General features: G+C 71.9%; 13 protein-coding genes. 11 read left to right on the forward strand and 2 right to left on the reverse strand.

Translation table 11 applies throughout. The annotated features are described in order from the left end of the window. The first annotated feature begins 59 nt into the window (after positions 1-59). The 3 genes from ACWG52_RS24880 to ACWG52_RS24890 all read left to right on the forward strand — a co-directional run bounded on the left by ACWG52_RS24880 (position 60) and on the right by ACWG52_RS24890 (position 4,058). Positions 60-1,952 (forward strand): AMP-dependent synthetase/ligase, encoded by a 1,893-nt coding sequence (locus tag ACWG52_RS24880; protein ID WP_033224020.1) that lies wholly within the window; start codon positions 60-62, stop codon positions 1,950-1,952. Between the two features lie 215 nt (positions 1,953-2,167). Then, positions 2,168-3,400 carry a radical SAM family heme chaperone HemW gene (gene hemW / locus ACWG52_RS24885; protein ID WP_389811802.1) on the forward strand — a complete coding sequence of 411 codons (1,233 nt, stop codon included), beginning with the start codon at positions 2,168-2,170 and terminating at the stop codon, positions 3,398-3,400. 100 nt (positions 3,401-3,500) lie between these two features. After that, a complete protein-coding gene (locus ACWG52_RS24890; protein ID WP_389811805.1) occupies positions 3,501-4,058 on the forward strand; it encodes a Uma2 family endonuclease in 558 nt (185 codons plus the stop codon). Position 4,059: 1 nt separating this feature from the next. Here the strand turns inward: ACWG52_RS24890 and ACWG52_RS24895 are convergent, their stop codons facing one another. After that, positions 4,060-4,863 (reverse strand): DUF3097 domain-containing protein, encoded by an 804-nt coding sequence (locus ACWG52_RS24895; protein WP_453125961.1) that lies wholly within the window; start codon positions 4,861-4,863, stop codon positions 4,060-4,062. A 28-nt stretch (positions 4,864-4,891) separates the two neighbouring features. Continuing rightward, positions 4,892-5,617, reverse strand: a complete 726-nt coding sequence (locus tag ACWG52_RS24900) for an MBL fold metallo-hydrolase (protein ID WP_453125962.1) — start codon at positions 5,615-5,617, stop codon at positions 4,892-4,894. 148 nt (positions 5,618-5,765) lie between these two features. Here ACWG52_RS24900 and hrcA point away from each other — a divergent pair, with 148 nt between their 5' ends. From hrcA to ACWG52_RS24940, 8 genes are all read left to right on the forward strand, one after another. Next, entirely contained in the window at positions 5,766-6,782 is a 1,017-nt protein-coding gene (gene hrcA, locus ACWG52_RS24905; protein WP_030715666.1) for a heat-inducible transcriptional repressor HrcA, read from the forward strand. Then, positions 6,783-7,922: a molecular chaperone DnaJ gene (gene dnaJ / locus ACWG52_RS24910; RefSeq protein ID WP_030010180.1), complete on the forward strand. Its 1,140-nt coding sequence runs from the start codon at positions 6,783-6,785 to the stop codon at positions 7,920-7,922. A gap of 156 nt (positions 7,923-8,078) precedes the next feature. Continuing rightward, positions 8,079-9,170 (forward strand): nitronate monooxygenase, encoded by a 1,092-nt coding sequence (locus ACWG52_RS24915; protein WP_389811816.1) that lies wholly within the window; start codon positions 8,079-8,081, stop codon positions 9,168-9,170. Continuing rightward, on the forward strand, positions 9,167-9,913 hold the full coding sequence (locus ACWG52_RS24920) for a 16S rRNA (uracil(1498)-N(3))-methyltransferase (protein ID WP_389811819.1): 747 nt from the start codon (positions 9,167-9,169) through the stop codon (positions 9,911-9,913). Before ACWG52_RS24915 ends, ACWG52_RS24920 begins: the two co-directional genes overlap by 4 nt. A gap of 186 nt (positions 9,914-10,099) precedes the next feature. Then, positions 10,100-10,459 carry a histidine triad nucleotide-binding protein gene (locus ACWG52_RS24925; protein ID WP_030757400.1) on the forward strand — a complete coding sequence of 120 codons (360 nt, stop codon included), beginning with the start codon at positions 10,100-10,102 and terminating at the stop codon, positions 10,457-10,459. Positions 10,460-10,462: 3 nt separating this feature from the next. Then, positions 10,463-11,368: a ribonuclease Z gene (locus tag ACWG52_RS24930; RefSeq protein ID WP_375935682.1), complete on the forward strand. Its 906-nt coding sequence runs from the start codon at positions 10,463-10,465 to the stop codon at positions 11,366-11,368. 236 nt (positions 11,369-11,604) lie between these two features. After that, positions 11,605-12,699: a carbohydrate kinase family protein gene (locus ACWG52_RS24935; RefSeq protein WP_390140102.1), complete on the forward strand. Its 1,095-nt coding sequence runs from the start codon at positions 11,605-11,607 to the stop codon at positions 12,697-12,699. A 135-nt stretch (positions 12,700-12,834) separates the two neighbouring features. Further along, on the forward strand, positions 12,835-13,878 hold the full coding sequence (locus ACWG52_RS24940; protein ID WP_266441586.1) for a PhoH family protein: 1,044 nt from the start codon (positions 12,835-12,837) through the stop codon (positions 13,876-13,878). Positions 13,879-13,888 lie beyond the last annotated feature (10 nt).

A 13,888-nucleotide genomic window follows, 5' to 3' on the forward strand; every position in this document is an offset into this window, starting at 1 on the left:
CAGCGCCCCCCAGCGCCCCACGCCCACGCACTACCGCGTGGATCGGTCCGGAGGATGTCGTGAGCGACACACAGACCTATCTCGAGAACCGCCCGCCCACCGTGGCGGTGCTCTTCCTTGAGCGCGTCGCAGCGACGCCCAACGACGAGGCCTACCGGTACCCGGTACCGGCGGCCGACGGCCAGGGCGGCCCAGACGACTGGAAATCACTCAGCTGGGGCCAGGCGGCCGAGCGGGTCTTCGCCATCGCCGCCGGTCTGATCGCCCTCGGCGTCGGGACGGAGGAGCGCGTCGCGCTCGCCTCCAACACCCGGGTCGAGTGGATCCTCTCCGACCTCGGCGTGATGTGCGCCGGCGGTGCGGTCACCACCATCTACCCCAGCACCAACGCGGACGAGTCGGCGTTCATCCTCTCGGACTCCGACAGCCGGGTGCTCATCGCCGAGGACGGCAAGCAGCTGGCGAAGGCGCGCGAGCGCCGCGCCGACCTGCCGAACCTCGCCCACGTCGTGGTGCTGGACGCCGCCGACGCGGTCGCCGCCGAAGGGGACCCCGAGGGCTGGGTGCTCTCGCTCGCGGAGCTGGAGGAGCGCGGCAAGGAGTACCTCGCCAAGCACCCCGAGGCGGTCAAGGAGAGGGTGGGGGCCATCACCTCCGACCAGCTCGCCACCCTCATCTACACCTCCGGCACCACCGGCCGCCCCAAGGGCGTGCGGCTGCTGCACGACAACTGGTCGTACCTGGCCAAGGCCATGGTCGCCACCGGGCTGATCGGCAAGGAGGACGTCCAGTACCTCTGGCTGCCCCTGGCCCACGTCTTCGGCAAGGTGCTGACCTCCGGGCAGATCGAGGCCGGGCACGTGACCGCCGTCGACGGCCGGATCGACAAGATCATCGAGAACCTGCCGGTCGTGCAGCCGACGTACATGGCCGCCGTCCCGCGCATCTTCGAGAAGGTCTACAACGGCGTGGCCGCCAAGGCCCGCGCCGCCGGCGGCGCCAAGTACAAGATCTTCAAGTGGTCCGCCGGCGTCGCCCGCGAGTACGCCAAGGTCACGCAGGACAACTTCCGCCGCACCGGCCAGGCGACCGCCCCCTTCGGCCTCACCACCAAGCACAAGATCGCCGACGCGCTCGTCTACTCCAAGCTCCGTGAGGCCTTCGGCGGAAAGCTGCGGGCCGCCGTCTCCGGCGCCTCCGCCCTGGCCCCCGAGATCGGCTTCTTCTTCTCCGGCGCCGGCGTCCACATCCTGGAGGGCTACGGCCTGACCGAGTCCAGCGCGGCCTCCTTCGTCAACCCGGGCGAGGCCTACCGCACGGGCACGGTCGGCAAGCCGCTCCCCGGCACCGAGGTCCGCATCGCCGACGACGGCGAGGTCCTGCTGCGCGGCCCCGGCATCATGCAGGGCTACCACCGGCAGCCCGACAAGACCGCCGAGGTCCTGGAATCCGACGGCTGGCTGCACACCGGCGACATCGGCGAGCTGTCGCCCGACGGCTACCTGCGCATCACGGACCGCAAGAAGGACCTGATCAAGACCTCGGGCGGCAAGTACGTCGCCCCGGCCGAGATCGAGGGCCAGTTCAAGGCGATCTGCCCGTACGTGTCGACCATCGTCGTGCACGGCGCCGACCGGAACTTCTGCTCCGCGCTGATCGCCCTCGACGAGCCGTCCATCCTGACCTGGGCGGCCGAGAACGGGCTGGAGGGCAAGACGTACGGCGAGGTCCTGGCGGCGGCGGAGACCAACCGCCTCATCGAGACGTACGTACAGACCCTCAACGAGGGCCTGCAGCGCTGGCAGACGGTCAAGAAGTTCCGGCTGCTGCCCCGCGACCTCGACGTCGAGCACGGCGACCTCACGCCCAGCCTCAAGCTGAAGCGGCCGGTGGTCGAGCGTGAGTTCAAGCACCTGATCGAGGAGATGTACGAGGGCTCCCGGGAGGCGTAGCGCCTGCCGCGGGCTCGGGGGCCGGGCCGCCCGCGGACCCCGCCGTTCCCTGGCGGGGCCCGGGGGAGGGGCCTGGTGCGTCATGGCTCCTTGCGGGCCGCTTCCCGGGATTCCGCCCCAGACCCCGCGCCTCGAACGCCGGCGGGGCTGGTTGTGACGACGGCTGGGCTGGATGAGAGGCCGGCGGGGCTGTTCCCGTGCGGGATGATGGGGGTATGCCTTCCGCACTCCCCGACGGTGAACCCATGCCCGAAGACGGCTCGCTGCCGTCGCACGCCCTGGCGGGCGCGGGGGAGCGGCCGCTCGGTTTCTACCTGCACGTCCCCTACTGCGCCACGCGCTGCGGCTACTGCGACTTCAACACCTACACGGCCACCGAGCTGCGGGGCACCGGCGGCGTGCTCGCCTCCCGGGAGAACTACGCCGACACCCTGATCGACGAGGTCAGGCTCGCGCGGAAGGTGCTCGGCGACGACCCGCGCCAGGTCCGGACCGTCTTCGTCGGAGGCGGCACGCCCACGCTGCTGCCCGCCGCCGACCTCGTCCGCATGCTCGCGGCGATCCGGGACGAGTTCGGCCTGGCCGAGGACGCCGAGATCACCACGGAGGCCAACCCCGAGTCGGTGGACCCGCGCTACCTGGCCGAGCTGCGCGCCGGGGGCTTCAACCGGGTCTCCTTCGGCATGCAGAGCGCCAAGCAGCACGTCCTGAAGGTGCTCGACCGCACCCACACGCCCGGGCGCCCCGAGGCGTGCGTGGCGGAGGCCCGCGCGGCGGGCTTCGATCACGTCAACCTCGACCTGATCTACGGGACGCCGGGCGAGACGGACCAGGACTGGCGCGACTCCCTCGGCGCCGCCCTCGGGGCCGGCCCGGACCACGTCAGCGCCTACGCGCTGATCGTGGAGGAGGGCACCCAGCTGGCGCGGCGGATCCGCCGGGGCGAGGTCCCGATGACGGACGACGACGTGCACGCCGACCGGTACCTGATCGCGGACTCGGTCATGGCCGAGGCCGGGTACTCCTGGTACGAGGTCTCGAACTGGGCGACCTCGGAGTCCGGGCGCTGCCTGCACAACGAGCTGTACTGGCGCGGCGCCGACTGGTGGGGCGCGGGGCCGGGCGCGCACTCGCACGTCGGCGGGGTGCGGTGGTGGAACGTGAAGCACCCGGGGGCGTACGCCGCTGCGTTGGCGGAGGGCCGGTCGCCGGGGGCTGGACGGGAACTCCTGTCGGAGGAGGACCGGCGGGTGGAGCGGATCCTGCTGGAGCTCCGGCTGGTGGACGGCGTCCCGCTGTCGCTGCTGGCTCCGGCCGGGCTCGCGGCGTCCCGCAAGGCCCTGTCGGACGGGCTGCTGGAGCCGGGGCCGTACGAGGCCGGGCGGGCCGTGCTGACGCTGCGCGGGCGACTGCTGGCGGACGCGGTGGTGCGGGACCTGGTGGACTGATCACCTTCCCGGGTGAACCCGCGCGGATCCGGGTCGGCGCTGCCTACCCTGTTCCTAGCCTGTCGTCGTACCTCACGGCGGCAGAAACGGAGGGCCGGAGATGACCGCTGTGGACGATCAGCGCATGACCGAGTTCTTCGAGAGCCTCGCGGCTCCCGAGGGCGTCAAGGTCGAGCTTCTCCGGGGGGAAATCGTGATGATGGCCGGGCCCGACGTGGTCCACAACCTGATCGTGCTGTTCATCGCGCGTCAGATCCCCCCCGACCGCTGGTACCCGCTCCAGACCCAGGACGTGGCCATCCCAGGGGAGTCCTCCGAGCCCCAGCCCGATCTCGTCGTGGTCGCTCCGGAAGCGCTTCCGGAGGGCATCGGACGGCTCCTGCCGGTGCAGGCCGTCTCGCTCCTCGTCGAGGTCGTCTCCAAGACGAGCAGGCTGCGCGACTACGTGACGAAGCGCTCCATCTATGCCGCGGGCGGGGTTCCCGCCTACCTGATCGTCGACCCCTTCGAAGCGAAGTGCACGCTGCTCACCGAGCCGTTCGGCGGCGGGGACCAGGCTGACTACCGCACGGCGCGGACCAGTAAGTTCGCAGAACCGGTCCCGCTCGACGGCCTCGGCGTGACGCTCGACACCGCGGAGTTCGGCACCCTGCCGTAGATCAGGCCGGGGCCGTGACGAAGTCGATCAGCTCCTCGACCCGACCCAGCAGGGTCGGCTCCAGGTCCTTGTAGGACGTGACCCGGGACAGGATGTGCTGCCAGGCGGCGCCCGTGTTCTCCGGCCAGCGCAGGGCCCGGCAGACGCCCGTCTTCCAGTCCTGGCCGGGCGGGATCACCGGCCACGCGGGGATGCCCAGCGCGGACGGTTTCACCGCCTGCCAGACGTCCACGTACGGGTGGCCCACGATCAGGACGTCCGGCGACGTCACCGACGCCGCGATGCGGGACTCCTTCGAGCCCGGGACGAGGTGGTCCACCAGGACGCCGAGGCGGGCGTCCGGGGCCGGGGCGAACTCGGCGACGACGGCCGGGAGGTCGTCGATGCCCTCCAGGTACTCCACCACCACGCCCTCGATCCGCAGGTCGTCGCCCCAGACCCGTTCCACCAGCTCCGCGTCGTGCCGGCCCTCCACGTAGATCCGGCCCGCCCGCGCCACCCGCGCCCGCGCCCCCGGTACGGCCAGCGAGCCCGAGGCCGTCAGGAGCGGCCCCGAGGGCCTGCGCGTGGGGCGGACCAGGGTGACCACCTCGCCGTCCAGCAGGAACCCGCGCGGCTCCATCGGGAACACCCGCCGCTTGCCGAAGCGGTCCTCCAGGGTCACCGTGCCCGCTTCACAGGCCACCACAGCGCCGCAGAAGTCCGTACCCGCCACCTCGATCACCAGGTCGGGGTCCGCCGCCACCTCCGGCACGGCCTTGGGTCGCTTCCACTGCGGGGTCAGGTCGGGGGAGTACTCGCGCATCCGGCCGACAGTAGGAGAGCCGCGCGCGTCATGCCTCCGACACGCCGGAAACGGCCGCCAGTGTGGCGCGTTGCGCACGGACGAACTCCGCCCCGACCACCGCTCCGTGACCCGGCACGTACAGCGCGTCGTCCCCGCCCAGCGACAGCAGCCGGTCCAGGGCCGCGGGCCACTGCCCCACCATGGCGTCCGGGCCCACCGAGGGCTCGCCCGACTCCTCGACGAGGTCCCCGCAGAACACCACCTCGCGCTCGCCCGGCACGAAGACGGCCAGGTCGTGGCCGGTGTGCCCGGGCCCCACGTTGGCCAGCAGCACCTGTACGCGGCCCAGTTCCAGCGTCCACTCGCCCGACACCTCGTGCCGGGGCGGCACCAGCAGGTCCACGGCCTGTGCCGCCTCCGCCGCCGCGAGCCCGTGCCGTACCGCGTCCCGACGCAGCTCCTCACGGCCCGTCGACAGCAGCGCGGCCAGCCCGACCGCCCCGAACACCTCGACCCCGGCGAAGGCGGCCCCGCCCAGGACATGATCGAAATGACCGTGCGTGAATGCGATATGGGTCACGCGCCGGCCCGTCAGCCGCTCCGCCTCGGCGCGTACCTGAGCGCCCTCGCGTACACACGAACCGGGGTCGATCAGAAGGACCGAATCCTTGCCCACCACCAGTCCCACGGTGCAGTCCCACACCGGCAGTCGCCGCCGGCCGACCCGTCCGGTCAGCCGTTCCCACCCGGACTCTTCCCAACGCACGTCCATACGGCGACGCTACCCTGGCGGGCCTCCCTTGCCAGGGGCTTACCGCCCGGCCGTACACTGAGCGGGGGCTCTCTGGCACTCGAACGATCAGAGTGCCAACAAACACGGCAGAACACGGCAACGGACCACAGCTGGAGGTGTGCGCGCGATGCTCAGCGAACGCAGACTCGAAGTGCTGCGCGCCATCGTCCAGGACTACGTCGGGACGGAGGAGCCGGTCGGCTCCAAGGCGCTCACGGAGCGGCACCGGCTCGGCGTCTCGCCCGCCACCGTGCGCAACGACATGGCCGTGCTGGAGGAGGAGGGGTACATCGCCCAGCCCCACACCAGCGCCGGCCGGATCCCCACCGACAAGGGCTACCGCCTCTTCGTCGACAAGCTGGCGGGGGTCAAACCGCTGTCGTCGCCCGAGCGCCGGGCCATCCAGAACTTCCTCGACGGCGCCGTCGACCTCGACGACGTGGTCGGCCGCACGGTACGGCTGCTCGCGCAGCTCACCCGGCAGGTCGCCGTCGTCCAGTACCCGAGCCTGACCCGGTCGACCGTTCGGCACGTGGAGCTGCTCTCGCTCGCTCCCGCGCGCCTGATGCTCGTACTGATCACGGACACCGGGCGGGTCGAGCAGCGGCTCATCGACTGCCCGAGCCCCTTCGGGGAGACCTCGCTCGCGGACCTGCGGGCCCGGCTCAACAGCCGGGTCGTGGGGCGCCGCTTCACCGATGTGCCCCCGCTCGTCCAGGACCTCCCCGAGTCCTTCGAGGCCGAGGACCGCGGCACCGTCTCCACCGTGCTCGCGACCCTCCTCGAAACCCTGGTCGAGGAAGCCGAAGAGCGGCTGATGATCGGCGGAACCGCCAATCTCACCCGCTTCGGACACGATTTTCCCCTGACGATCAGGCCGGTGCTCGAAGCGCTGGAGGAGCAGGTCGTGCTCCTCAAGCTGCTGGGCGAGGCCAACGAGTCGGGAATGGCCGTACGGATCGGGCATGAGAACGCCTACGAGGGACTGAACTCCACGTCGGTCGTCTCGGTCGGTTACGGTTCGGGCGGCGAAGCAGTCGCCAAACTCGGCGTGGTCGGACCGACCCGCATGGACTACCCCGGAACGATGGGAGCGGTACGCGCAGTGGCACGTTACGTCGGACAGATCCTGGCGGAGTCGTAAGTGGCCACGGACTACTACGCCGTTCTCGGCGTGCGCCGCGACGCATCGCAGGACGAGATCAAGAAGGCATTCCGGCGGCTCGCGCGCGAGCTGCACCCGGATGTGAACCCTGATCCCAAGACGCAAGAGCGTTTCAAGGAGATCAACGCCGCCTACGAGGTCCTCTCGGACCCGCAGAAGAAGCAGGTCTACGACCTGGGTGGCGACCCGCTGTCCTCCTCGGGCGGTGGCGGCGGAGCGGGCGGCTTCGGAGCGGGTGGCTTCGGCAACTTCTCCGACATCATGGACGCCTTCTTCGGCCAGGCCTCGCAGCGCGGCCCGCGCTCGCGGACCCGGCGCGGCCAGGACGCGATGATCCGCCTCGACCTGGAGCTGGACGAGGCGGCCTTCGGGACCACCAAGGACATCCAGGTCGACACGGCCGTCGTCTGCAACACCTGCTCCGGCGAGGGAGCAGCTCCCGGCACCTCGGCGCAGACCTGCGACATGTGCCGCGGCCGCGGTGAGGTCTCCCAGGTCACCCGGTCCTTCCTGGGCCAGGTCATGACCTCGCGGCCCTGCCCGCAGTGCCAGGGCTTCGGCACCGTGGTCCCGACCCCGTGCCACGAGTGCGCGGGCGACGGCCGGGTCCGCTCCCGTCGCAGCCTCACCGTCAAGATCCCGGCGGGTGTCGAGAACGGCACCCGGATCCAGCTCGCGGGCGAGGGCGAGGTCGGCCCCGGCGGCGGCCCCGCCGGCGACCTGTACGTGGAGATCCACGAGCTGGCGCACCCGACCTTCCAGCGGCGCGGGGACGACCTGCACTGCACGGTCACCATCCCGATGACGGCGGCCGCACTGGGCACCAAGTGTCCGCTGGAGACGCTGGACGGGCTGGAGGAGATCGACATCCGGCCCGGCACCGGGTCCGGCCAGGCGATCCCGCTGCACGGGCGCGGCGTCACCCACCTGCGCGGTGGCGGGCGCGGCGACCTGATCGTGCACGTCGAGGTCACCACCCCGGGCAAGCTGGACGCCCAGCAGGAGGACCTGCTCCGCCAGCTGGCGAAGCTGCGCGGCGAGGAGCGGCCGATGGGCCAGTTCGCGCCGGGTCAGCAGGGTCTCTTCAGCCGGCTGAAGGACGCCTTCAACGGTCGCTGACCGACCGGGATCCACCGTCACGAGCCCGGCCTGGGGATTCCCCGGCCGGGCTCGTCGCACGAGGCCGCCGGCGGCTCCGGGCCGGTGGGGAAGCGGACTATGCCAGGCGAATGCCATGATTCGGCCCCCTGCGCGGGACGTGGCACGATGCAGTCCATGTCCTCGGCACCGAACGGTCTGTCCCCGTACCCGATCGTGCAGGCTCCCATGGCGGGCGGCGCCTCCTGTCCCGTCCTCGCCGCCGCCGTGTGCGAGGCGGGCGGACTGGGGTTCCTGGCCGGCGGCTACAAGACCGCCGACGGGATGTACCAGGAGATCAAGCAGGTGCGCGCGCTGACCCGGCGCCGTTTCGGTGTCAACCTCTTCATGCCGCAGACAGGTTACGTCGATCCCGCCGCGGTCGAGGCCTACCGCGGGCAGCTGGCCGGCGAGGCGAGCTGGTACGAGATCTCGCTCGCCGAGGAGGACATCATCGGCACCAGCGACGACGGCTACGACGCCAAGCTCGCCATCCTCCTCGAAGACCCGGTCCCGGTGGTCTCGTTCACCTTCGGCTGTCCCGCCTTCGCGGCCCTCGCCGCCCTGCGCAAGGTCGGTACGTACACCGTGGTCACGGTGACCTCCGTCGAGGAGGCCCGCGGCGCGCAGCACGCGGGCGCCGACGCGGTCTGCGTCCAGGGGGCGGAGGCCGGCGGTCACCAGGGCACCCACCGGGACGATCCGCAGGTCGACGGCACGGCGAGCGTGGGCCTCCTCGCGCTGGTGGCCCAGGTACGGGAGGCCGTGGCGCTCCCGATCATCGCGGCTGGCGGGGTCATGCGGGGCGCGCAGATCGCCGCCCTGCTGGCGGCCGGCGCGGAGTCGGCGCAGCTCGGGACGGCCTTCCTGGCCTGCCCGGAGTCCGGGGCCGACCCGGTGCACAAAAAGGCCCTGACCGACCCGCTGTTCGTCCGTACCGAGCTGACCCGGGCCTTCTCCGGGCGGCCGGCGCGCGGGCTGGTGAACCGCTTCGTGCGCGAGCACGGGCCGTACGCCCCGGCCGCCTACCCGCAGGTCCACCACCTGACCTCGGGGCTGCGCAAGGCCGCCGCCGCGGCCGGGGACGCCCAGGGCATGGCCCTGTGGGCGGGCCAGGGACACCGGCTGGCGCGGCCGCTGCCGGCGGGGGAACTGGTGGAGGTGCTGACGGCCGAACTGGCCGAAGCACAGAACACGTTGAAGGCAACGCAGATGAGGAGTGCGTCATGACCGCCCCGGTTTTCGTGGTGGAAGAGGTCCCCGCGGGGCCGGAGTTCGTCCTGGACGGCCCCGAGGGCCGGCACGCCGTGTCCGTGAAACGGCTGAACCCGGGCGAGGACGTGGTCCTCACGGACGGGCGCGGCCACTGGACGGAGGGCGTGGTCAAGGCCGCCGAGGGCAAGGACCGGCTGGTCGTCATGGACCTGAACTCGATCGCGGAGGAGCCGCAGCCGGAGGTACGGATCACGGTGGTCCAGGCGCTCCCCAAGGGGGACCGGGGCGAGCTGGCCGTCGAGACGATGACCGAGACCGGCGTGGACGCGATCGTGCCCTGGCAGGCCTCGCGCTGCATCACGCAGTGGCGCGGCGACCGGGGCGCCAAGTCCCTGGCCAAGTGGCGGGCCACGGCCCGGGAGGCGGGCAAGCAGTCCCGCCGGGTGCGCTTCCCGGAGGTCGCCGAGGCCCTGTCCACGAAGCAGGTGGCCGCGCTGCTGGCCGGCGCCGACCTGGCGATGGTGCTCCACGAGGACCGCGACACCCCCGCCGAGGCGCTGGCGACGGCCGAGCTCCCGACGGCCGGTTCCGTGGTGCTGGTGGTCGGCCCGGAGGGCGGTGTCTCCCCGGAGGAACTGGCGGTCTTCGCCGAGGCCGGCGCCCGCCCCTACCACCTGGGCCGCTCCGTGCTGCGCACCTCCACGGCCGGTACGGCGGCGGTCGCCGTCCTGCTGGCCCGCACGGGCCGCTGGTCCTGACGGGCGGCCGACCCTGACGGGAGCCGGTCCTGACGGTCCGGTGCGGACGGTCGGCTCCCGGTCGGGTCGGGCCCGATCGGCCCGGCCGGCCGCGAACTTCGGCCCGACCGGCCGAAATGCCCGCCCGTGGCAGGCGTCCGGCTGGATACGATGCCCGGACCGATCACCGTCACAGGAGGCGAAGCAATGGCCGGGGAACCGCAGGCCGACTGCCTGTTCTGCAAGATCGTCGCGGGGCAGATCCCCGCGACCGTGGTACGGGAGACCGAGACCACGGTCGCCTTCCGGGACATCAACCCGCAGGCGCCCACACACGTCCTCGTCATCCCCAAGGTGCACTACCCCGACGCGGCCTCCCTCGCCGCGGCCGAGCCGGGCGTGGCCGCCGACATACTGCGCGAGGCCGGCCAGGTCGCCCTCGACGAGAAGATCGTCGAACACGGCTACCGGGTCGTGTTCAACACCGGCTCCGGCGCCGGTCAGACCGTCTTCCACGCCCACGCGCACGTCCTCGGCGGCCGCGGCCTCCAGTGGCCCCCCGGATAGCACGTGTCCGCGAGAGAGTTCGTGGTGCTGGGCACGGCCAGTCAGGTGCCCACCCGCCACCGCAACCACAACGGCTACCTGCTGCGCTGGGACGGCGAGGGCATCCTCTTCGACCCGGGCGAAGGCACCCAACGCCAGATGCTGCGCGCCGGGGTGGCCGCGCACGACATCGACCGGATCTGCGTCACCCACTTCCACGGTGACCACAGCCTCGGCCTCGCCGGGGTGATCCAGCGGATCAACCTCGACCAGGTCCCGCACCCCGTCACGGCGCACTACCCGGCCTCCGGGCAGAAGTTCTTCGACCGGCTGCGCTACGCGACGGCCTACCGGGAGACCGTCGCGCTGCGCGAGGAACCGGTCTCCGCGGACGGCACGCTCGCCCAAGGGCCCTCGTACACGCTGGAGGCCCGGCTGCTCTCGCACCCCGTGGAGTCCTTCGGCTACCGGATCACCGAACCCGACGGGCGGCGCATGCTGCCCGAGCTGCTCGCGCGGCACGGGATCAAGGGGCCGGACGTGGGTCGGATCCAGCGGGAGGGGCGGATCGGCGCGGTCACCCTGGACGAGGTCAGCGAACCCCGGCCCGGGCAGCGGTTCGCGTTCGTCATGGACACCCGGCTCTGCCCCGGCGTGGACGCGCTCGCCGAGGGCTGCGACATGCTGGTGATCGAGTCGACCTTCCTCGACGAGGACGAACGGCTGGCCACCGACCACGGGCACCTCACCGCCGGCCAGGCGGCGCGGGTGGCGCGGGACGCGGGCGTGCGGCACCTCGTGCTGACGCACTTCTCGCAGCGCTACACCGACCCGACCGAGTTCGAGCGGCAGGCCCGCGCGGCAGGCTTCGAGGGCGAGCTCACGGTGGCCGCGGACCTGATGCGCGTCCCCCTGCCCAAGCGGGGCTGACGGCGGGCCCGACCCGCCCCTGCCCGGCCCCTTGCCCGGCCCTCTGGACGACCTCTGCACGGTCAGGGCCCGGGCAGGGGCCGTGTTCGCCGAGTGGTCCGAGTGACGAAGGGTCTTCCGAGCATGATCTGCGCCACACTGGGTTTTGGTCCTGGTCGGGGCGGGCAGGGCCGGCAGCTTTCCATGGGACGACGTCATGCAGAAACGGGCCTTCGAGAAACAACGGGGAGATCGCCGTGACCGGTCGGGACTACGAAATCCGCGCAGCCGCAGTGGACCCGCTCGGTCCGCTGCGTGACCCCCAGGAACCCGGCTGTGACGTCTTCCTGACCGGAACCGTCTTCCTCGACATCATCTTCACGGGCCTCGACTCCGCCCCGGTGCGCGGTACGGAGTCCTGGGCGCGCGGCATGGGCTCCAGCCCCGGCGGCGTCGCCAACATGGCCACGGCCCTGGCCCGGCTCGGCCTGCGGACCTCGCTCGCCGCCGCCTTCGGGGACGACCACTACGGCGAGTACTGCTGGGACGCCCTCGAACAGGGGGAGGGCATCGACCTGTCCATGTCGCACACCATCCCCGGCTGGCACAGCCCGGTCACCGTCTCGATGGCCTACGAGGGCGAGCGCACGATGGTCTCGCACGGCCACGAGGCCCCGCCCCCGGCGGGCCCCGGGCCCTTCCCACAGTGCCCGCCGAGAGCCCGTGCGGCCGTGGCGGCCCTCGGCCCCGGCCGGGGCCGGGAGTGGATCGCCGAGGCCGCCCGGCGCGGCTCGCGGATCTTCGCCGACGTGGGATGGGACGAGAGCGGCCGGTGGGACCTGGGGGCCTTGGCCGACCTGGAGCACTGCGAGGCCTTCCTGCCGAACGCCGGCGAGGCGATGCGCTACACCCGGACCGACTGCCCGAGAGCCGCGGCCCGGGCGCTGGCCGAGAAGGTACCGATCGCGGTGGTGACGATGGGCGCGGAGGGCTCGTACGCGGTGGACGGGCGTACCGGGGAGACCGCGCACGTCCCCGGGATCGCGGTGGACGAGCTGGATCCGACGGGCGCGGGCGACGTCTACGTAGCGGGCTTCGTGACAGGCACCCTGGCGGGCTGGCCGCTCGCCGACCGCCTCGCCTTCGCCGGGCTGACGGCGGCCCTGTCGGTGCAGGAGTTCGGCGGCTCCCTGTCGGCCCCGGGCTGGCCGGAGGTGGCCCACTGGTGGCGGACGGCCCCGCAGGAGCTGCGCGGCCGCTACGGCTTCCTGGACGACCTCATCCCGCCGAGCGGCGCCCCGGCGGCCCGACGCAGGGCCGTACCCACGATCGGCTTCCGGCACCCCGCCTAGGTGCTGGCCCGCGGCGCGATCCGGCGGTAAAACCTCTCGGGGAAGCAGCGGCGGAGACGTACGCTTGGTACTCCGGAGGTCGTCGATCGGCGCGGCCCCTCAGCGGGAGGTATGCGCAGGCCACAGTGCCGGCCCATGACTCAGACACCGACAGCCCACATCCCTGCGCCGGGGCAGGCGCGAGCCCACTTCACCGTTCCGGCCACGCACCCGATGGTGACCGTGCTCGGCTCGGGCGACGCCCTGTTGCGCGTGATCGAGAAGGCCTTCCCGAAGGCCGACATCCATGTTCGGGGCAATCAGGTCAGCGCGATCGGTGAAGCGGCGGAAGTCGCCCTGATCCAGCGCCTTTTCGACGAGATGATGCTGGTGCTCCGCACCGGGCAGCCGATGACGGAGGACGCAGTGGAACGCTCGATCGCCATGCTCAAGGCGAGCGGCAACGGCAACGGCGACGGACCTGCCGAGACGCCCGCGGAGGTGCTCACCCAGAACATCCTCTCCAGCCGCGGCCGCACCATCCGACCCAAGACCCTCAACCAGAAGCGGTACGTCGACGCGATCGACAAGAACACGATCGTCTTCGGCATCGGCCCCGCCGGTACCGGCAAGACCTACCTGGCCATGGCCAAGGCCGTCCAGGCCCTCCAGTCCAAGCAGGTCAGCCGGATCATCCTGACCCGGCCCGCCGTCGAGGCGGGGGAGCGGCTCGGCTTCCTGCCGGGCACCCTCTTCGACAAGATCGACCCGTACCTGCGCCCGCTCTACGACGCGCTGCACGACATGATCGACCCCGACTCGATCCCGCGCCTGATGGCGGCGGGCACGATCGAGGTGGCTCCGCTGGCGTACATGCGCGGACGCACGCTGAACGAGGCGTTCGTCGTCCTCGACGAGGCGCAGAACACGACCACCGAGCAGATGAAGATGTTCCTCACCCGACTCGGCTTCGACTCGAAGATCGTGATCACCGGTGACGTCACCCAGATCGACCTGCCGGGTGGCGCCAGGAGCGGTCTGCGTCAGGTGCAGGACATCCTGGAAGGGGTCCCGGACATCCACTTCTCACGGCTCACGTCCGAGGATGTCGTCCGGCACAAGCTGGTCGGCCGTATCGTCGACGCGTACGAGAAGTACGACGACGGCCAGCAGGCCGCGAACGGCCACCAGCGGAAGTAGAACTCAGCGC

It is taken from the genome of Streptomyces sp. CLCI03, from assembly GCF_053615355.1.